The sequence below is a fragment of the Pseudovibrio denitrificans JCM 12308 genome, from assembly GCF_001310815.1.
In the GTDB taxonomy this organism is placed as follows: Bacteria; Pseudomonadota; Alphaproteobacteria; order Rhizobiales; family Stappiaceae; genus Pseudovibrio; species Pseudovibrio denitrificans.
Map to the genome: position 1 here is coordinate 119391 of NZ_BAZK01000011.1, position 19489 is coordinate 138879.

Consider the following 19489-nt stretch of genomic DNA (forward strand, 5'->3'; position numbering starts at 1 on the left):
GCTTTCAGATCAGATACGCTCAGGACTCTGGATGACAACATAGCAGACCCTTCAACTTAAGGTCTGCATCTGAAAAGAAACGGGCTCTAGTTGTAGCCGCGAGCTCTTCGTTTCGCAAATACAACTAAAGCCCTTAGAAAAGCTTAGTTTGAAGCTGTGGTTTGAGGAACAGAGACATTCTGCGTTTCCTCGAAGGCTCCGTCTTTGGTCACAAGCGTCAGGCGCAGCTCAAGCTCACTCACATCTTCGGGCAGACCAATGTAAGGCAGCGTCCAATGGGCCTTGCCCTTCTTCACAGAAGTCAGCTTTGGCACACCATGGTAGGAGCCGGCAGGGCCCTCAACAAAAAGCTCTGGGGCTTTTTCTTTGGCAGGCACTTTCGCGCTGATTTCAATCTGGCGCTCTTTGCCTTCACCAACAACCTTGATCTCAGGAAACTGGCTTGGCAGATCACCTTGTGCAATTGGCACCTGCGCAAACGCATCGTTGACCAGCTTGTCGGCAACTTCATCTTTCATGGTTGCTGCTGGAAAAACGAGAGAAACCTCAGCTTGCCCAGGAATGCAGATATCCTTACAGATGCCAAAGGTCAGGTTCGCATTCAAAATGGCCGGACGTGCATCGTCCATCCGTTTGAGCAGCACAGGCAGCACTACTTTCTCTGAATAGATCAGAGATGTGGAAAATCCGTCAGAGTAAGCCTTGGGCGCCGGGAACATCAGCTCCGCGCTAGCTATATTGACTGAATTAACAAAGCTGGCTTCTGTCGGGATACCGGCTTCACCCGGGTATCTCCAGTAGGTATGCCAGCCTTCTTCAAGGCGAAATTCAATCCCGCCGCGATACAGGCCATCAGGTGTTGGCTCGCTCGCACGAATAAGACGGACAGCACCACCTTGAACAATTACCCATTCAGACACACTTGATGACAAGGCGCTTAAAACAGAGGCGGACAGCACCGCAGCAGCGATGAGGGTCGATTTGAAGAATCTAGAAATCATAGAGTCTATTTAAACGGTCCCTTTTCGAATTCCCATTAAGATTGCCTCTCAGACAATCAATGATCCGTGAACAATCCCATGTTTTTCTCACTGATCATTGATCACCGGAAAAATCCGTGAGTACCTATAATATAATTGCCTCTACACTCAAGTAAGAGGCAATCCGTTCGAAGCATGAGGAGAGCGCCCCCAACATGTCTGGTGAAAAACCGGGTTACATTGACGGACAATATCTCATTGCCATGCCCACAATGGAGGATGGCCGTTTTGCCCATTCCGTCATCTACGTGTGCGCTCACTCTGAAGAGGGTGCGATGGGGATTGTGCTCAACCAGCCGGCCCCTAACATCACATTTGGGCAACTTTTAGGTCAGTTGAACATCATTGATGAGGAAGACGATGACCAACTGGCGATCGACATTGCTGACCGCAAAGTGTACCGCGGTGGCCCGGTTGATGCTGGTCGTGGTTTTGTTCTTCATTCCGATGATTACTTCCTGGAAGAAACCAGCCTCAAGATTGAAGAGGGGGTTGTCCTGACAGCCACCGTAGAGGTGTTGCGTGCCATCGCAGCAGGTAAAGGCCCCAAGAAGTCCCTTCTGGCACTTGGCTATGCAGGCTGGGCGCCCGGTCAGCTTGAGGCAGAGTTGCAGGCCAATGGTTGGCTCACCTGCCAAACAGATCCTTCACTGATCTTTGAAGGTGAAGGCGATCAGAAGTGGCACAATGCTCTTGAAATTCTTGGTATCGATCCGGGAATGCTGTCCAGCGACATTGGTCACGCATGATCTTACGTGCCTAAACGAGATTTCGCCGTGCAACTTCTTAAAATTTCTGCTATTTCCCTGTGCGCACTTGAAACACAAATGCGACTGATTTGGGAATCTGTGTTTGGGTTCCAGCTGAAAACCTGAAGAATACCAATAGGGTACGGCACGAAACTACTCTGATTCAGGTTAAGCGAGAAGGGATGTAACGGTGAGATATGTAAGTACGCGCGGCGATGCACCAGAACTCGATTTTTCTGAGGTGCTGCTCACGGGATTGGCACGCGACGGCGGTTTGTATCTACCAAAAGAGTTCCCTCAATTATCTACTGAGGAAATTTCAGGATTTGCTGGAAAGCCTTACAGCGAGGTTGCGCTCAAGGTGATCGCGCCATTCGTTGGCGACTCCATTCCGCACGATGATCTGAAGCAGATGATTGACGAAGCCTACGCCAGCTTTGCGCATAAGGCAGTTACACCTCTCGTCCAGACAGCTCCAAACACATACGTTCTCGAACTCTTCCACGGCCCGACGCTTGCATTCAAAGACGTTGCAATGCAGCTGCTTGGTCGCCTGATGGATTATGTTCTTGCGCAGAAAGGCGCTCGCGCAACCATTGTTGGCGCAACTTCCGGCGACACCGGTGGTGCAGCGATTGAAGCATTCCGCGGCCGCGAGCGCACCGACGTCTTCATTCTTTTCCCGGAGGGCCGTGTCTCTCCTGTTCAGCAGCGTCAGATGACCACTGCGAAGGAAGACAACATCCACGCACTGGCAATCAAAGGCAACTTTGATGACTGTCAGGGCATCCTGAAGGATCTGTTCAACAACTTCTCCTTCCGCGAGCGTGTTGGCCTGTCTGGTGTAAACTCCATCAACTGGGCGCGTATCGTTGCGCAGGTGGTCTATTACTTCACCTCCGCAGTATCTCTGGGCGCACCGCACCGCAAAGTGTCCTTCACCGTTCCAACCGGCAACTTTGGTGATGTGTTCGCTGGCTACGTGGCACAGCAGATGGGTCTGCCAATTGAAAAGCTGGTGATCGCGACCAACACCAACGACATTCTGGCTCGTACGCTGGAAACCGGTCGCTATGAGACACGCGGCGTGGTGGCAACCACTGCACCTTCCATGGACATTCAGGTGTCTTCCAACTTCGAGCGCCTGCTGTTTGCGGCGAACGACAAGGACAGCGCCACTGTGAAGAGCCAGATGGACAGCCTCAAGCAGTCCGGCGGCTTCACTCTCTCCGAAAAAGCCCTAGGTTTTATCAAGGAGAAGTTTTCTGCTGGTCGTGCAAGTGAAGAAGACACTGCACAGACCATCACTGATACGCTCAAAGAAAGCGGTTACTTGCTTGACCCGCACACAGCGGTCGCAATCCATGTAGCCAAAGAGCACAATGACGGCGTAACTCCGATGATCGTGCTGTCAACAGCGCATCCGGCAAAGTTCCCGGCGGCAGTAGAAAGTGCATCAGGTATCCATCCTGACCTGCCAGCCCACCTGTCTGATCTGATGGAACGCGAAGAGAAATTCTCTGTTCTTCCGGCAGATGCTCTGGAAGTTGCGAAATTCGTTGAAGGCAGTGCACGTGCCGTGAAAGCAGGCGTTTAATGGCGGTCAAACTAACAAAACTAGAAAATGGCCTGACTGTAGTTACTGATCAAATGGAGTACCTCAAGACAACGGCTCTTGGGGTATGGGTGAAAGCTGGCTCCCGCTCAGAAGGCGAGCAGGAGAACGGCATCACACACCTGCTTGAACACATGGCATTCAAAGGCACCACCAAGCGGAATGCCCGCGAGATTGCCGAGGAAATCGAAGCCGTTGGCGGCGAGATGAATGCCTCCACAAGTGTTGAGCATACAAATTATTACGTGCGTACACTGGCCGATGATGTGCCTCTGGGGCTGGATATTCTCTCCGATATCCTGCAGGACTCCATCATCGATGCTGATGAGCTCGCCCGCGAAAAACACGTTATCCTTCAGGAGATTGGCGCCGCACAGGACACACCTGATGATCAGGTCTTTGATGTTCTGCTGGAAACCGCATGGCCAAATCAGCCGCTTGGTCGCCCGATCCTTGGAACTCCGGAAACCGTAAACGGCTTCTCCGCTGATGCCATCCGCCAGTACGTTGAACGCAAGTACACCGCGTCCGACATGGTACTCGCCGCAGCAGGTGCTGTAGAACATGAAGCGCTAGTAGATCTGGCAAGAGCCAACTTCTCCAAGCTTTCCAACTCTGCACCGGATGAAGACAATCTGGCTCAGTATGTGGGCGGGGAAGGCGCGATTGAGCGCGACCTGCAGGAATTGCAGATCATCCTCGGTTTCGAAGGCCTGCCTTACGAGCACGAAGATTATTACGCCGTTCAGGTGCTGGCTTCCATCCTTGGCGGTGGCATGTCCTCACGCCTCTTCCAGGAAGTGCGCGAAAAGCGTGGCCTTTGCTACTCTGTCTATGCCTTCCATTGGGCCTTCGCGGATACCGGCTTCTTCGGCGTGCATGCAGCAACCGGTCCGGAAGATGCGGCTGAACTGACAGAAGTGCTCGTGGATCAGCTGAAAGAGATTGCAAAAGGTGTTTCTGAGAAGGAAGTGTCTCGTGCAAAGGCACAGCTGCGTTCCGGCTTGCTGATGGCTCTGGAAAGCCCGGCAGCTCGTGCTGGACAGCTGGCGCGTCAGGTGATGATCTACGGTCATCCGGTTGCGATCGAAGAGCTGGAGAAGCGCCTTAACGCTGTTACTGCGGATCGATTACAGGTGCTGGCTGAAAAGCTGTTTGCCACTGACAATCCAACATTTGTGAAGGTTGGGCCGAAGGCACCTATGCTAAATTATGCTGAACTAAAAGAGCGTTTGGCTGGCATCAAGGCATAAGCCTGTTGCATTTCAGGCTGCGCTTTCTGCATAATGGAGCTCTAATTTAGAGGGGAGAGAAGCTGTGTCATTTTTTAAAACAAGCACATCTCCCCAGTCCCTTGCGACACTGACCACCCAACGCCTCTATCTTCGCGCACCATCTATGGCTGACTTTGCCCAATGGGCTGATCTTCGCGCACGCAGCAGAGATTTTCTGCAGCCGTGGGAACCGACATGGCCAGCGGATGACTTGACCAAGGCATCCTTTCGCAAACGCATTCGCCGCTACAATCGCAACATCCGCGAGGGTTCTCATTATCCGTTCTTCCTGTTTAATCGGGATACGGATGAGCTGCTGGGTGGCCTGAACCTCTCCAATGTCCGCCGCGGTGTCGCACAGGCAGCCTCATTGGGCTACTGGATGGGCGCCCAGTTTGCGGGCAGTGGGTACATGAAAGAGGCGGTCACACGGGTCTGCTGCTTCTGCTTCAATGATCTGCATCTGCACCGCATAGAAGCAGCCTGCTTGCCTTCCAATGAAGTCTCCAGAGCACTTTTAACAAAGGTCGGATTCTCTGAATTGGGTTACGCACCTTCCTATTTGTTCATCAACGGAATGTGGCAAGACCATATTTTGTTTGGCAAAATCCGGGATTCTGCGCCTTTACCAGCCAAAGTGCTGCCACAATCAGAGGCAGATGGGGATAAATTGCCTGTAACACATGCTTGAACCATGAAACTGGCGCCTTGACGATGTAATGATCTTGGCAAGGAATTCAGTTAATTTTTCGTTATCGTGGAGAAGCCGGTGTCAGGGACTTATTGTCAGCGCATGCAGAACGTTATTCAGGCTGTTCTGTTAAGCGCTCTCCTGCTCATTGTGGTTGCATCACAAGCTTTAGCTTTGGAGGCGATTGTCGTCCCGAAGGACGTTGATGCACTCGATCTGACCGGCTCTGTCGATATTTATCCAAACACCAGTAAAAGCATTCAGGTCTCCACCGCTCCGGATTCTGATGGCATCGTCCGCCGCATTGAGGTGCGCTCCGTTGATGATACCGCCAGCTCCTGGGCTGTGTTCGCGCTCTCCAATCCTGGTGAGGAGCAGATCGATCGCTTGCTTGTTGCGCCGTACTACAAAATGACCGGCGGTGGTGTGCTTGTGCCGGACCTTGGTCAGCGCCGCATCGTTTCCCTGACACCAAGTCAGGGCATCCCGCCAATCCGCGAGCGCAGCACCGAAGCCGACATCTACCGCATCACGCTGGATCCGGGCGCCAACGTAACTTTCATCGCTGAAGTGAACACCCCAAGCCTGCCGGAAATCCGACTTTGGAAGCCTGAGGCCTACAAGGACAACATCAACGCATACACGCTTTACCGTGGTATTGTGCTTGGTATTGCAGGCCTGTTGGCTCTGTTCCTCACCATCCTGTTTGTGGTGAAGGGAACCGTCCTGTTCCCGGCAACTGCAGCGCTTGCGTGGGCTGTTCTGGTCTACTTGTGTATCGACTTCGGCTTTTGGAACTTGGTCTTCGGGCGAACGCTGGGGGATGACCAGCTTTATCGAGCGGTCGCGGAGATCAGTCTGACAGCCGCCCTTGTGGTCTTCCTTTACGCCTATCTCGGCCTTAACCGCTGGCACATTCATTACACGCACCTCGCAATTGGCCTGTTCATCACCGTGATCAGCCTGTTTGGTCTGGCTCTTTGGGATCCAACCATCGCTGCGGGTATCTCTCGTATCCTAATGGGCGGTGTCGCGATCTCCGGCTTCGGCGTCATTCTGATGCTCACCGTTCGCGGGTTTGAGCGCGCGATTATGCTGCTGCCAACATGGTTCCTGTTCCTCGCTTGGCTGTTTGCAGCATGGATGGCAACAACTGGCATGCTGCAGAGCGATCTGGTGCAGCCAGCTCTGGCAGGGGGTCTCGTTCTCTTCGTTCTGTTGCTTGGTTTCACAGTCATGCAGCACGCCTTTGCTGGCTCCGGTCTCTCCCACTCCGTGGTGAGCGATGTTGAGCGCCGTGCTCTGGCTCTGACAGGCTCCGGCGACATCATTTGGGACTGGGATGTAGATCGCGACAAGATCCACACCAGCGGCGGCCTTGAAGAAGCTCTTGGCATCAAGCCGGGCCTTCTGGATGGGCCTGCGCGCCTTTGGCTCGAAATCCTGCACCCGCAGGATCGTGATCTGTTCCGTGGCACTCTGGATGCTGTGATCGACCACCGCCGTGGCCGCGTCAATCAAGCATTCCGCCTGCGTGGAGAAGACGGCCATTATCGCTGGTTCAAAATGCGCGCCCGTCCGGTACTCGGCTCTGATGGTGAAGTGATCCGCTGCGTTGGTACGCTGCTCGACATCACCTCGCAGAAGACCGCTGAAGAGCGCCTCATGCACGATGCCGTGCACGACAATCTCACCGGCCTGCCTAACCGCGAACTGTTCATGGATCGCCTCGTTGCTGCGCTGGCTCGCTCCAGAGCAGAAGGCAGCGGCAACCCAACTGTGATCCTGATCGATCTCGACCGCTTTAAGCAGGTCAATGACAGCATTGGCCAGACCGCGGGTGACTCCATGCTGCTCACCGCAGCGCGTCGCCTGTCTCGTCTGATCAAGCCGCAGGACTCCCTGTCTCGCATCTCCGCAGACACCTTTGCGGTGCTCATGATCTCCGAGCAGGACGCAACCCGCATTGCTTCCTTCGCAGATGAGCTGCGCAAGTCTCTGCGCACACCGGTCACCTTTGGCGATCAGGAAGTGTTCCTGACAGCCTCCATCGGCGCTTCCATCTTTGATGGTGGCCCTGAAAAGGCAACGGATCTGATGCGCGATGCTGAGATTGCTCTCAACCACGCCAAGCGCCTCGGCGGTGACCGTATCGAGATCTTCCGCCCAACGCTGAAGCCAGTAGCAAGCAATACGCTGGCTCTGGACAACGACCTGCGCTCTGCTCTTGAGAAAGACGAGATTAAGGTTGTCTTCCAGCCAATCGTGCGTCTGTCTGATAAGACCACAGCAGGCTTCGAAGCATTGGCGCGCTGGGAACACCCAAGCCGCGGCCTGATCCCGCCGTCCGAGTTTATTCCAGTTGCTGAACAAAGTGGCCTGATCAACGAGCTCGGCCTGCGCGTGATGGAAAAAGGCGCACGTCAGCTGGCACAATGGCAACGCGAGTTCAAACACGCTCTTCCGCTGTTTGTTTCCGTAAACATCTCAAGTCGCCAGCTGCTGAAACCTGATCTGATCAACGATGTGAAGGCCGTTCTGGCACGCACCGCGCTCACACCTGGCTCTCTGAAGCTGGAACTGACTGAGTCTCTGGTCATGCAGAACCCGGAATTCTCTGTGCAGGTTCTGGAGCGCCTGAAAGGTCTGGGTGCTGGTCTGTCTCTGGATGATTTCGGCACCGGCTACTCATCTCTGAGCTACCTGCAGCGCTTCCAGTTCGACACCATCAAGATCGACCAGTCCTTCGTCCGTCCAAACGGCCAGAGCGCGCGCCCTGTCATCCTGCGCACCATCGTGGCACTGGGCCATGACCTTGGCATGGAAGTGGTTGCTGAAGGCGCTGAAACTGAGTCCGATGCGCTGGAGCTCTTCCAGCTGGGCTGCGAGTACGTGCAGGGCTTCCACTTCGGTCAGCCAATGCGCGCTGCTGAAGCTGGCCGCATGCTGAAAGAGCAATTCGCTCAGCAGGACCGTAGCAATCAAAGCTAACACGCGCAGTCAAACCCAAAAGACTCCGAGTGGTTACAAGGGAAATTTGTGATCACTCGGCAACAGCAGCATTGCTGGAGAAATTTTGATCATTCACCTCTGTGTATTCTCTGAATAACTCTGGCAGTGACACACTCGAGGCAATTTTTTCACGGCATCTGGTCCGGCTCTCTTTTCCCTATCTGAGTTTAATAGCTGCATGTTTTATTTTGGTAATGCGTGTCGAAAAGTGCACGCCGCTCTGGGCCTGATCCTGATTTCATATGGTAGCCTCGCGCCCGCAAGTGCCACACCATCCTTGCTGTTGAATCTGGATACGCAGAGTGTGCTCTATGCGGAAGATGCTGGTGATCCGTGGTATCCGGCCTCAACAACCAAGCTGATGACAGCGCTTGTAACCTTCGAAGCCCTCGCCAAACGAGAAGTTGATCTCGAAACGTCTGTGGTGATGTCTCCATGGGCGATGAGGCAGGCCTCTTTGAAGTCGGGCCTGAAGGTCGGAAGCGTCATGACTTTGCAAGATGCCATTTACGCGGTTCTTGTCGGGTCAGCCAATGATGTTGCCGTTGCACTTGCAGAAAGCGTTGCCGGCAGTGAAGAGGCTTTTGTGCAGCGGATGAACGCTACAGCACGGCGCCTTGGCATGACGGCCAGCCACTTTGCCAACGCCAATGGATTGTTCGATGCCACCCAGCAAACATCTGCGCGTGATCTGGCTGTACTGGGGCGAGAAATCTACCTAGGTTACCCGCAGTACCACGACGTGTTCGCCACATCAAAAGTGACCATTGATGGCAAGGCAATCACATCCTTCAATGAGTTGCTCACAAGGCTTCCGGGAACCGTTGGTATGAAGACTGGCTTCGTCTGTTCTTCGGGCCGCAACATTGTTGCACTGACAGATCGGGGAGGGCAGCGCTACATGGCCGTCGTACTCGGAGCAACGACCGGGCGGGAACGTAGCGAACGGGCTGCCAAGCTGCTGACAGAAGCAATGACTGGAGAGTTGGGGCCAAATGGTCAGCAACTCAGGGATATTGCGAACGACCTGCAACAGCAACCTGAAGACATGCGCAAACGGCTTTGCACCAGTCAAAGCAAGGCCTACGAAGTGCAGCAGAACAAACGCTACCCAATGGGGATCGGCAAGAACAAGAGCTACCTGAACACACGCTCAGAGCACAAAAGCTACAGCGTCCGTACATGGAAGGTTGCGATCGGCTTCGGCAGTCCTCTGCCAACGCCTAAACCACAGTAACTCATCCAGCTTCGCTCACAGACGAGCAGGTTTGGACGTGAACTTGATGCCTGCTTCTTCGCAATGAAGCCAGACAATCTTGCCCGTGAACGAAAGCTTGCGGGCTGGCACCTGAATCTTCACGGTAGACCCTGAAGTCAGCTTGCCCGTGTTGACCAGCAAACGGCATCCGCCATTGCTGATATCCTCAATCACACAGGATCGGTTGAAGTTGTCTGTAAACAACACTGCAGGCCAGTGGCAGGAATGCCGTTTATGGCCTCTGTTTTCTATCTCTAAAAGTTTCGGTCGAGGCAACATCATGAGACCGCCGGCCTTTACGTCAAAAATGCAATAACTAGAATCGTTAGTTTGGAAACTTACATACGCACTATCAACTATATATTGCGTAGATGTTAACGCGTGACCAGGTAGCGTACATTGCTTAAGCTACTCATTTCACGAGCTAAATTGGAAAAGTTTCAACTCTAAAATATGTAAGGGTGACGTGCAGGTTATAACCTGCGGGAAGCACTACGTAAATTTGAGGTTGTAGCCATCAAAGGAAGCGCAGAAGGGAAAGACTGTTCTAGTTTCCGCAGATCACAGTCAGTTCACAATCGCCGACAGAAACTTCAAGCGGTGTCCCGCCAAATGGCTCCCCATCGATCTGAACAGCCGCAGCACGATAGGCCTCAATGCGAGCTGTTTTAATGGTCCGGCACTCAACATTGCGCGATTTTACCACGCTGCCAGTAAGTAAGCGGCATGCGTATTTGAAGAGCGCCCAGGCACCATCCTCTTTGAAGGTGAGCAAGTGCAACTGCTTCTCTAAAATAGAAGCCTCAGGCACCACCAAGTGTTTTCCGGCGTAGTAGCGGCCATTGATGATCAATGCCATGGCACATTGCAGCTCTTCACCATCCGCCCGCACCTTAAAGCTGCCTTTGCGGCGAGAGAACGCCAGCTGCGCAGCAATGAAGAGAGATGCAAAGCGACCATAACGACGCTTCAGGCGCAATGGCACGACATGCACCACTTCTGCATCAAAACCCGTGGACGTCGACAGAAAAAACGGTCGCCCATTGGCATAACCGTTGTGCAGTTTCTGCGTCTTACCGGCAATGATGGCCTTGGCGATCTCTTTCGGCGCGCTCGGCACGCCCAGTTCATGCGCCAGCACATTGGCTGTCCCAAAGGGAATGATCGCCAGATGCGGCTTCATTCCCCGTCCCAGCATGGCAGAAGCCGCCTCACTGACAGACGCATCACCACCAGCAATCGCCAGAATATCCGTGTTCAGGTCTGGATCAGTGCAGGTCTCGGTAATCTCACTGGCACGGTTGGTTAGCTTCAGCTCCACCTTCATCCCAGCCTCTTCCAGACACTTCACGATCTCCGTGATACGCTGAAAGCGGAAGGACGTGGCCGTTGGATTTGCAAGAATAAGCACCCGCTTGGCTTTGCGAGGCTTCTTCTCGGGTTTATCCAGCCGGGAGTGAGGAAGCGGGCTTTCCATGCGTGCGTCCGAACCTTCCCGACTTACTTGGATTTCTGAAAGGGCTTCATACCCTTCCGTGCCAGCTCATCAGCACGCTCGTTCTCTTCGTGTCCGGCATGACCTTTCACCCAGTGCCAGGAAACATCATGACGCTGTGCAGCCGAATCTAGCTGCTGCCAGAGATCTGCGTTTTTGACCGGAGAGTTGGAGGCCGTCCGCCAACCTTTACGTTTCCAGTTGTGCATCCACTGCGTGATGCCGTTCTTCACGTAAGAGCTGTCGGTATACAAATCCACCGCACAAGGCCGCTTCAGGGTTTCCAGTGCCTGAATAGCCGCCATCAGTTCCATACGGTTGTTGGTCGTGGCTGGCTCGCCGCCGCACAGCTCTTTCTCATGTTCGCCAAAGCGAAGCAGCACGCCCCAGCCTCCAGGCCCGGGGTTGCCGGAGCACGCTCCGTCCGTCCACGTCTCAACACGTTTGGTATCGCTCATTTATCCAGCCCGTATGCACTCGCATTGGATACGCCACGATGGAACCTGAGTTTGCGCAGGTATTCAAGTGGATCTTTTGGAACAACCAGCGCACCTTCCGGCACAGACAGCCAGTCATAAAGACGTGTCAGCAGGAAGCGCAGCGCAGCACCGCGGCACAGCAATGGCAGATTGTCGAACTCCAGCTCGCTGAACGGACGCACACTTCGGTAACCTTCCAACAGCGCACGCGCTTTCGTCACGTTGAACATGCCATCCGGTTCAAAGCACCACGCATTGATGCAGATCGCCACGTCATAAGCAAAGGCATCATTACAGGCAAAGTAGAAGTCGATCAGGCCAGAAAGTTCCTTGCCAGATAGAACACGTTGTCCGGGAACAGATCCGCGTGAATCACACCGCTCGGCAGATCTTTCGGCCACAGCGCCTGCAACTCATCCAGCTCAGCCGTCAACTCTTCAGCAAGGCCCGCCTTCACCTCATGTGCACGGTCGCGGCTTGCATCCAGCAAAGGCGCCCAGCCGTCAACGCTCAGGGAGTTCGGACGCTTGATCTCAAAATCAGCGCCAGCCAGATGCATCCGCGCCATGCCTTTGCCCAGCTCAGAGCAATGCACCAGCTGCGGCTTGCGTACCCACATACCATCAAGGAATGTGACCATGGCAGCAGGACGTCCTGCCAGCTCACCCAGCATCTGCCATCGCGATCAATCAGCGGGGTAGGGCAGTTGAGGCCTTTACCGGCGAGATGCTGCATCAGGCCCAGAAAAAACGGCAAATCATCAGGATTAACGCGTTTTTCGTAGAGCGTCAGGATGTAATAGCCCGTCTCCGTATGAACCAGATAGTTGGAGTTCTCAACGCCTTCGGCAATGCCCTTGTAGGAGAGCAGAGTGCCAATGTTGAAACGGTCGATGAAGGCGCCCAGCTCTTCATCGGAAACATCGGTATATACAGCCATAACTATTCTGCCGCGCTTGTTCCGCTAGGTGAAGGAGCAGCCCGTAACTCTTTCGGTAGATTGAATGAAATGTCTTCTTCAGCAGTTGTAACGGTTTCCAGTGTCACATCAAAATGCTCACGGAAGGCTTCAACAATTTCTTCAACGAGGATCTCAGGAGCAGACGCACCGGCAGTGATGCCAATGGTCTTCACGCCTTCAAAGTCACCCCAGAAAATCTCGGAGGCGCGCTGGATCAGGAATGCTTTGTCACAACCAGCTCGCTCTCCAACTTCGCGCAGACGCTTGGAGTTGGAGGAGTTCGGTGCGCCCACAACAATCATCGCATCGCATTTCGGCGCAATTTCCTTCACCGCATGCTGGCGATTGGTGGTCGCATAACAAATGTCATCCTTGTGCGGCTTTGCAATAGTCGGGAAACGCTCTTCAAGGATTTCGACGATCTCTTTCGTGTCATCAACAGAAAGTGTGGTCTGTGAAATCCAGGCCAGCTGACGATCTGTTTTTGGCTCAAATGTGCGTGCATCTTCAGCAGTCTCAATCAGAGAGACACGTCCGCGCGGCAACTGACCCATAGTGCCGACAACTTCCGGATGGCCTTTGTGGCCGATCAGAAGAATTTCACGCTCACGTCTGTCATGCAAAATTGCTTCTTTATGTACCTTGGAAACCAGCGGACAGGTCGCATCAAGGAAGAAAAGATTACGCAGGCGCGCAGCCTCGGGAACGGACTTCGGCACGCCGTGAGCAGAGAAAATTACAGGTCGGTCATCAACCGGAATCTCATCCAATTCCTCAACAAAAACAGCACCTTTGTTGCGCAGACCCTCAACAACATACTTGTTGTGAACGATCTCGTGGCGCACATAAACAGGAGCGCCGTACTTCTCCAGCGCGAGGTCCACGATCTGAATCGCGCGGTCAACACCGGCACAAAAGCCGCGTGGAGCGCAAAGTAAAATTTTGACCGGTGCCTTCGGGGAGGGCGTAACCTGCATGATGTATTCCTGAATTTTGACTTTGAGCAATTGAAGGATGTTGGCTGTCTCTGTCAAGAAAAAGAGTTTTTAATCGGGCATCAAGCGCTGATTTTCTCCAATATTCAGCCTGTCAGCTTCCTCCAATGTGTTTCAGGTGACTGATGTATCTCGCCATTTGCGTTTGCGGCTGATATAGAAACAAAAACTGCAGATAAATTTGGGATTCGTATGGTGGGCAATTTATTGGCAAAATCACTGCTCAAAAACACAGGACGGGCAATTCTTCTGGCAGCAATCGGTGCATCTCTAGCAGGCTGCGGAAGCTTCATGTCATCAGATGCTGAGCTGGAATCTTCTTCAGCAAATCCGCCTGCAACTGAGAAGACTTTTGATCTGTCCGTGCTACAGGCACCTGCCTTATGTCCCGCCTTGCAGGAACTTTCAGGAACAACCATCCTGACCAAATACCCACGCGGCAAAGAGAAGACACCTGAGAATCTCAGCTATCAGGCAATCATCACCGATTGGGCACGCACCTGTAAAAAATCCGGCCAGAACTCAGCAATGAAACTGGGTATCGCGGGTACAATTACACCCGGTCCAACGTGGAAAGGGGGCGAAGTTCTGCTTCCTGTGCGTGTAGCAGTCACACAAGATGTGGATGGCGGAGAAAAAACAATCTACTCCAAACTCTTCAGCGTTCCTGTCACTTTAGGGGCCGGATCGCCGTCTGCGACATGGGCATTTGTGGAAGAAAATATTATTCTTCCGAATGAACCGGGACAAAATGTCGTCTTTGGATTCGACGAAAAGTAAAAAATAGGTTAGTAAGGGTTCACAGCTTGGCGTCATAGTGTCGCGCCAGCCTTTCTCAGGGGCACGTTGCAGCCGCTGAGGAGGAATACATTCGCCGGTTCTGAGAGGAGGGCTGGCGAGTGCAGAGCTGTGCGGGAGAGAATAAGCCACCCATTGGGTTATCGCCGAAGGAGCAACCGCCCCGGAAACTCTCAGGCAAAAGGACCGCATAGTAAGCAACACTCTGGAAAGCAGTGCCGAGCGCGCTATCCGTATGGATCGCACGTTAAGGCTCTCACCGAAGGAGTAATCGCTCTGGTTTTTGTAGCTGCCAGTGCGGGAAATCTCTCAGGTTCTCGAGACAGAGGGGGCGTACTTGATCATTCCAAAGGGAATGGTCTTTGACGTGTACGCCACTGTCTGAGGGGACCATATGGCTGAAGCTACAGACCTGCTGAAAACACCGCTTTTCGATCTACACACCGAGCTTGGCGCTAAAATGGTGCCGTTCGCTGGCTATGATATGCCGGTACAATACCCGCTCGGCGTTATGAAAGAACACCTCTTCACCCGTGAAAGCGCAGGCCTCTTTGACGTGTCCCATATGGGGCAGGCTTGGCTCGTAGGCCCTGACCACGCAACCACTGCAGCTGCATTGGAAACGCTCGTTCCATCCAACATGAAGGAACTGAAGCCGGGTAAGCAGCGCTACACGGTTCTGCTCAACGACAACGGTTGCATCATCGATGACCTCATGGTGTCTCGCCCGCTTGCGGCTGAAGATGATGGTCGCCTGATGCTTGTTGTCAATGCAGCTTGTAAAGACAACGACTACAAAATCATCGCAGCTGCTCTGCCGGACAACGTGAAGCTTGAGATCGTTGAAGACCGCGCACTCATCGCAATTCAGGGTCCAAAAGCTGCTGAAGTGATGGCTCTGCATGCACCGGAAGCCGCTGAGATGGGCTTCATGGAAGCGCGTCCACTTGAGTTTGACGGCATCTCCGTGATCGCGTCCCGTTCCGGTTACACCGGTGAAGATGGTTACGAAATTTCCATTCCTGCTGGCGCAGCTGAAGCTGTCGCAAAGGCGCTGCTCGCTGATGAGCGTGTAGAACCAATCGGCCTTGGTGCACGCGACAGCCTGCGCCTTGAAGCTGGCCTTTGCCTCTATGGTCACGACATCGACGAAAACACCACACCTGTTGAAGGCAACATCACCTTCTGCATGCAGAAGCGCCGCAAAGAAGCAGGCGACTTCCCAGGTGGTGAGCGTGTGCTCAAGCAGTTGGCTGAAGGTACCGAAAATCTCCGCGTAGGTCTGCTGCTTGATGGCCGTGCTCCGGCACGTGAAGGAGCAGAAATCCGCGTACCGGGTTCAGAAGAAGTTATTGGCCGCGTCACATCAGGTGGTTTTGGCCCAACACTTGGCGCGCCGGTGGCAATGGGCTATGTCCCATCCAAACTGGCAGAAATTGGCACAGAAGTTGAGCTTGTGGTCCGTGGCCGCGCACTCAAAGCCAAGGTAGCTGAGATGCCGTTTGTAGCACAGCGCTACTACCGCAAACCAAAATAATTCCGGTGAGGGCAGCGGGCTGCCCCAATCACATTTCAATCGACAAACGACAGTGTAGGGAACGCTTAAATGAGCACATATTTCACAAAAGACCACGAATGGCTGAAGGTTGAGGGAGACGTAGCAACCGTCGGCATCACTGAGTTCGCACAGAGCCAGCTGGGCGATGTTGTGTTCGTCGAACTTCCAGAGAACGGCAAAACCGTTGCTCAGGATGATGAAGTAGCCGTCGTAGAATCCGTGAAAGCTGCATCCGAAGTTTACGCACCGCTGGATGGCGAGATCACAGAAGGCAACGAGCTTCTTGTTGATGAGCCTGCAAAGGTAAATGAAGACCCAGAGGGCGCTGCATGGTTCTTCAAAATGAAGCTCGGGAATGCTGCACAGCTTGAAGCCCTGATGAGCGAAGCTGATTACAAAGCATTTGTAGAAACGCTTTAAGGCAAAGCGTACTCCCGAAAAGCCCGACCGGTTTTCGGAATAAGAATACGCAATAAGCCAAAAGCCGTTCAGCCCCTGCCATGTCGGGCAACCTCATGGCAGGAAATGGCAGAAGCCCTATTTGCTTTTGCTGCAATGTGCATCAGACAATCTGATGGAGAGGGAACATGCGGTATCTTCCGCTTTCAGACAACGACCGCGCCGACATGCTGGCGCGTATCGGTGTAGACTCAATCGATGAGCTATTTGCCGATATTCCAGAGGCCGTTCGCCTTGAAGAACTGACAACCTTGCCACGTCGCAAGACCGAGATGCAGGTGGAGCGTCAGCTCTCTGCAATGGCAAACAAGAATGTCAGTGCCGGATCACTCCCGTTCTTCGTCGGGGCAGGGGCGTACAAACACCACATTCCTGCTACCGTTGATCACCTGATCCAGCGTTCCGAATTTCTGACCAGCTACACCCCGTATCAGCCAGAAATTACACAAGGTACGCTTCAGGCACTCTTTGAGTTCCAGACCCAGGTCGCAAACCTGACCGGAATGGATGTTGCTAACGCGTCCATGTATGACGGTTCCACCGGCACCGCAGAAGCAGTGTTGATGGCTCACCGCGTGACCCGCAAGAAAAAAGCGGTTCTCTCCGGCGGTCTGCACCCACAGTACCGTGAAGTGGTTGAAGGCGTTTCCGCTAAGCTTCCGGGCGCATCCGTTGTTGCGCTGCCTGCTGACCCAATGGGCACAGAAGACATTCTGGCTCAGATCGATGATGAAACCTCCTGTGTGGTGGTTCAGTCTCCATCCTTCTACGGCCAGCTGATTGATCTGAAGCCGATTGCAGAAAAAGCACATGCCCACAAAGCGCTGCTGATTGCTGTGTTCACTGAAGTTGTCTCCCTTGGCCTTCTGGAAAGCCCAGGCGCTCAGGGTGCAGACATCGTGGTTGGCGAAGGCCAGTCCATCGGTAACCCACTGACATTCGGTGGCCCTTACGTTGGTCTGTTCGCAACCCGTCAGAAGTACATCCGCAACATGCCGGGTCGTGTTTGTGGTGAGACCGTGGATGCGGAAGGCAAGCGCGGTTTCGTGCTGACCCTTTCCACGCGTGAGCAGCACATCCGCCGTGACAAAGCGACCTCCAACATCTGCACCAACTCCGGTCTGTGTTCTCTGGCATTCACCATCCACATGACCTTGCTGGGCGGTAAAGGCCTCGCACGTCTTGCACGCATCAACCACATGAGCGCAGTCGCTCTGGCAGATGCTCTTGGCGCGATCGATGGTGTTGAAGTGCTGAACTCCTCATTCTTCAACGAGTTCACCATCCGCACACCAAAGAACGCACACGAAGTGATCGAAGCACTGGCTGCAAAAGGCGTTCTGGGCGGTGTACCTGTCTGTCGTCTGGACAAGTCCGGCGGTGACATCGACAATCTGATCGTTGTTGCAAGCACTGAAGTGAACACCGATGAGGACCGTGCAGCCTATGCGCAAGCTCTGAAGGAGGTGCTGGCATGACTATGAACCATCAGGGACGCCCGACACGCGCAGGTGAAGCTGGCCCTCCAATGCCGCACCAGACCTTTACTGGTAACCGTGCACTGGACATGGAAGAGCCGCTCATCTTTGAAATCGGCCACATGGACAACTGTGGTGTGGATCTGGACGAGCCAATGGACTTCGTTCCACGCCTCGGCAACCACATGCGCAGCGAGCCTGTAGACCTTCCAGCTTTGTCCGAGCCGGAAACCATGCGCCACTATGTTCGCATGTCCCGCAACAACTATGCGATTGACTCAGGTCTGTACCCTCTGGGCTCCTGTACCATGAAGCATAACCCGCGCCTCAACGAAAAGATGGCGCGCCTGCCGGGCTTTGCAGACATCCACCCACTGCAGCCAATCTCAACCGTTCCGGGCGCTTTCGAGCTGATCTCTGAACTGGCAGACTGGCTGATGGAACTCACCGGCACCAACGCTGTGGCCATGAGCCCGAAAGCGGGTGCTCATGGTGAGCAGTGCGGTATGATGGCCATCAAGCATGCAATCGCTGCCAAAGGTGAAGAGCGCTCCATCGTTCTGGTTCCGGAAAGTGCCCACGGCACCAACCCGGCAACTGCCGCGCTCGTTGGCTACAAGGTTGTATCCATCCCGGCACGTGAAGACGGCACAGTGGCTGTTGAAGCTGTGATCGAGAAGATCGAAGCACACGCAGGTCAGGTGGCAGCTCTCATGCTCACCAACCGAACACCTGTGGTCTGTTCGAGCCAGAAGTGATTGAGATTGCAAACGCAATTCATGAAGCTGGTGGCTACTTCTACTGTGACGGTGCAAACTTCAACGCGATTGTTGGCAAGGCCAAGCCGGGTGACCTCGGCATCGACGCCATGCACATCAACCTGCACAAAACCTTCTCCACGCCACACGGTGGTGGTGGCCCAGGTTCTGGTCCGGTTGTGCTGTCTGATCGTCTGGCACCTTACGCTCCACTTCCATTCATCCGTAAGAATGGTGAGGAACTGGAAGTCGTAGAAACCAACGACCAGCTGAACGAAGGCGAACAGCCATTTGGCCGTATGACCGCTTTCTTCGGTCAGATGGGCATGTATGTACGTGCACTTTCCTACATGCAGTCTCACGGTTCTGATGGCTTGAAACAGGCATCTGAAGATGCAGTGCTGAACGCAAACTACGTGCGCGTTGGCCTGCAGGACCTGATGACCCTGCCATACGGCGTCAAACCTTGCATGCACGAAGTCCTCTTCGACGACAGCTTCCTCAAAGACACCGGCGTTTCCACGCTGGACTTTGCAAAAGCAATGATCGACGAAGGCTACCACCCAATGACCATGTACTTCCCACTGGTCGTAAGTGGTGCAATGCTCATCGAGCCAACCGAAAGCGAAAGCCGCGCGTCGCTGGACCTGTTCGTCGCAACCATGCGCGATCTGGTGATGAGTGCGAAAGCTGGCGAAAAAGACCGCTTCGAAGGTGCTCCGTTCCTGGCTCCGCGCCGCCGCCTGGATGAAACCGGCGCTGCGCGTAAACCAATCCTAAAATGGGTGGCTCCAGAACCAACCAAGGTGGAACCAGAACTCGCGTAACAACGCGTTTTCTGTAAAACTTACAGCCCGGCTCTTGCAAAAG

At 53.9% G+C, this 19489-nt stretch carries 15 protein-coding genes, 2 pseudogenes and 1 riboswitch; of the genes and pseudogenes, 11 read left to right on the forward strand and 6 right to left on the reverse strand.

Translation table 11 applies throughout. The annotated features are described in order from the left end of the window. Nucleotides 1-143: 143 nt before the first annotated feature. Nucleotides 144-1001 carry a protein-disulfide reductase DsbD domain-containing protein gene (locus tag JCM12308_RS16180; RefSeq protein ID WP_208609048.1) on the reverse strand — a complete coding sequence of 286 codons (858 nt, stop codon included), beginning with the start codon at nt 999-1001 and terminating at the stop codon, nt 144-146. A gap of 194 nt (nt 1002-1195) precedes the next feature. Between JCM12308_RS16180 and JCM12308_RS16185 the strand changes: the two genes are divergently transcribed. From JCM12308_RS16185 to JCM12308_RS16210, 6 genes are all read left to right on the forward strand, one after another. Beyond that, nucleotides 1196-1789: a YqgE/AlgH family protein gene (locus tag JCM12308_RS16185; RefSeq protein ID WP_008549821.1), complete on the forward strand. Its 594-nt coding sequence runs from the start codon at nt 1196-1198 to the stop codon at nt 1787-1789. Nucleotides 1790-1979: 190 nt separating this feature from the next. Further along, nucleotides 1980-3386: a threonine synthase gene (thrC, locus tag JCM12308_RS16190; RefSeq protein WP_054784445.1), complete on the forward strand. Its 1407-nt coding sequence runs from the start codon at nt 1980-1982 to the stop codon at nt 3384-3386. Continuing rightward, entirely contained in the window at nt 3386-4657 is a 1272-nt protein-coding gene (locus tag JCM12308_RS16195) for a M16 family metallopeptidase (protein ID WP_054784446.1), read from the forward strand. The genes thrC and JCM12308_RS16195 overlap by 1 nt, the downstream gene beginning before the upstream one ends. Nucleotides 4658-4721: 64 nt before the next feature. Next, nucleotides 4722-5369 carry a GNAT family N-acetyltransferase gene (locus JCM12308_RS16200; RefSeq protein ID WP_054784447.1) on the forward strand — a complete coding sequence of 216 codons (648 nt, stop codon included), beginning with the start codon at nt 4722-4724 and terminating at the stop codon, nt 5367-5369. A gap of 102 nt (nt 5370-5471) precedes the next feature. Beyond that, the gene (locus JCM12308_RS16205) at nt 5472-8360 is read left to right on the forward strand and encodes an EAL domain-containing protein (protein ID WP_054784448.1); all 2889 of its coding nucleotides are present in this window, start codon (nt 5472-5474) and stop codon (nt 8358-8360) included. Between the two features lie 199 nt (nt 8361-8559). After that, nucleotides 8560-9618 carry a D-alanyl-D-alanine carboxypeptidase family protein gene (locus JCM12308_RS16210; RefSeq protein WP_054784449.1) on the forward strand — a complete coding sequence of 353 codons (1059 nt, stop codon included), beginning with the start codon at nt 8560-8562 and terminating at the stop codon, nt 9616-9618. Between the two features lie 15 nt (nt 9619-9633). Here JCM12308_RS16210 and JCM12308_RS16215 read toward each other — a convergent pair whose 3' ends face one another. The 5 genes and pseudogenes from JCM12308_RS16215 to ispH all read right to left on the reverse strand — a co-directional run bounded on the left by JCM12308_RS16215 (nt 9634) and on the right by ispH (nt 13607). After that, the gene (locus JCM12308_RS16215) at nt 9634-9921 is read right to left on the reverse strand and encodes a PilZ domain-containing protein (RefSeq protein WP_208609051.1); all 288 of its coding nucleotides are present in this window, start codon (nt 9919-9921) and stop codon (nt 9634-9636) included. 265 nt (nt 9922-10186) lie between these two features. Then, nucleotides 10187-11116: a diacylglycerol/lipid kinase family protein gene (locus JCM12308_RS16220; protein WP_054784450.1), complete on the reverse strand. Its 930-nt coding sequence runs from the start codon at nt 11114-11116 to the stop codon at nt 10187-10189. 23 nt (nt 11117-11139) lie between these two features. Further along, complete coding sequence (gene rnhA, locus JCM12308_RS16225; protein WP_041768129.1) at nt 11140-11592, reverse strand: ribonuclease HI; 453 nt, start codon at nt 11590-11592, stop codon at nt 11140-11142. After that, nucleotides 11589-12552, reverse strand: a pseudogene (locus JCM12308_RS16230) (homoserine kinase). Before JCM12308_RS16230 ends, rnhA begins: the two are co-directional and overlap by 4 nt. A gap of 2 nt (nt 12553-12554) precedes the next feature. Next, a complete protein-coding gene (gene ispH, locus JCM12308_RS16235; protein ID WP_054784451.1) occupies nt 12555-13607 on the reverse strand; it encodes a 4-hydroxy-3-methylbut-2-enyl diphosphate reductase in 1053 nt (350 codons plus the stop codon). Between the two features lie 153 nt (nt 13608-13760). Between ispH and JCM12308_RS16240 the strand changes: the two genes are divergently transcribed. From JCM12308_RS16240 to gcvPB, 5 genes and pseudogenes are all read left to right on the forward strand, one after another. Beyond that, a complete protein-coding gene (locus tag JCM12308_RS16240) occupies nt 13761-14348 on the forward strand; it encodes a hypothetical protein (RefSeq protein WP_008549995.1) in 588 nt (195 codons plus the stop codon). 122 nt (nt 14349-14470) lie between these two features. Next, nucleotides 14471-14565, forward strand: a riboswitch (glycine riboswitch). 195 nt (nt 14566-14760) lie between these two features. Continuing rightward, on the forward strand, nt 14761-15903 hold the full coding sequence (gene gcvT, locus JCM12308_RS16245; protein WP_008550050.1) for a glycine cleavage system aminomethyltransferase GcvT: 1143 nt from the start codon (nt 14761-14763) through the stop codon (nt 15901-15903). A 69-nt stretch (nt 15904-15972) separates the two neighbouring features. Further along, nucleotides 15973-16344, forward strand: coding sequence for a glycine cleavage system protein GcvH (gcvH, locus tag JCM12308_RS16250; RefSeq protein WP_008549930.1), 372 nt, complete (start codon nt 15973-15975; stop codon nt 16342-16344). Nucleotides 16345-16511: 167 nt separating this feature from the next. Further along, nucleotides 16512-17861: an aminomethyl-transferring glycine dehydrogenase subunit GcvPA gene (gene gcvPA, locus JCM12308_RS16255; protein ID WP_008549942.1), complete on the forward strand. Its 1350-nt coding sequence runs from the start codon at nt 16512-16514 to the stop codon at nt 17859-17861. Beyond that, nucleotides 17858-19446: pseudogene (gene gcvPB, locus JCM12308_RS16260) on the forward strand (aminomethyl-transferring glycine dehydrogenase subunit GcvPB). The gene gcvPA and the pseudogene gcvPB overlap by 4 nt, the downstream one beginning before the upstream one ends. Nucleotides 19447-19489: the final 43 nt, after the last annotated feature.

Excerpts from the sequence above, each read along its gene's own strand:
- JCM12308_RS16180 (WP_208609048.1), bottom strand. The coding sequence starts at position 1,001 with ATGATTTCTAGATTCTTCAAATCGACCCTCATCGCTGCTGCGGTGCTG.
- JCM12308_RS16185 (WP_008549821.1), top strand. The coding sequence starts at position 1,196 with ATGTCTGGTGAAAAACCGGGTTACATTGACGGACAATATCTCATTGCC.
- JCM12308_RS16195 (WP_054784446.1), top strand. The coding sequence starts at position 3,386 with ATGGCGGTCAAACTAACAAAACTAGAAAATGGCCTGACTGTAGTTACT.
- JCM12308_RS16205 (WP_054784448.1), top strand. The coding sequence starts at position 5,472 with ATGCAGAACGTTATTCAGGCTGTTCTGTTAAGCGCTCTCCTGCTCATT.
- JCM12308_RS16210 (WP_054784449.1), top strand. The coding sequence starts at position 8,560 with ATGTTTTATTTTGGTAATGCGTGTCGAAAAGTGCACGCCGCTCTGGGC.
- JCM12308_RS16215 (WP_208609051.1), bottom strand. The coding sequence starts at position 9,921 with ATGATGTTGCCTCGACCGAAACTTTTAGAGATAGAAAACAGAGGCCAT.
- JCM12308_RS16220 (WP_054784450.1), bottom strand. The coding sequence starts at position 11,116 with ATGGAAAGCCCGCTTCCTCACTCCCGGCTGGATAAACCCGAGAAGAAG.
- rnhA (WP_041768129.1), bottom strand. The coding sequence starts at position 11,592 with ATGAGCGATACCAAACGTGTTGAGACGTGGACGGACGGAGCGTGCTCC.
- JCM12308_RS16240 (WP_008549995.1), top strand. The coding sequence starts at position 13,761 with ATGGTGGGCAATTTATTGGCAAAATCACTGCTCAAAAACACAGGACGG.
- gcvT (WP_008550050.1), top strand. The coding sequence starts at position 14,761 with ATGGCTGAAGCTACAGACCTGCTGAAAACACCGCTTTTCGATCTACAC.
- gcvH (WP_008549930.1), top strand. The coding sequence starts at position 15,973 with ATGAGCACATATTTCACAAAAGACCACGAATGGCTGAAGGTTGAGGGA.
- gcvPA (WP_008549942.1), top strand. The coding sequence starts at position 16,512 with ATGCGGTATCTTCCGCTTTCAGACAACGACCGCGCCGACATGCTGGCG.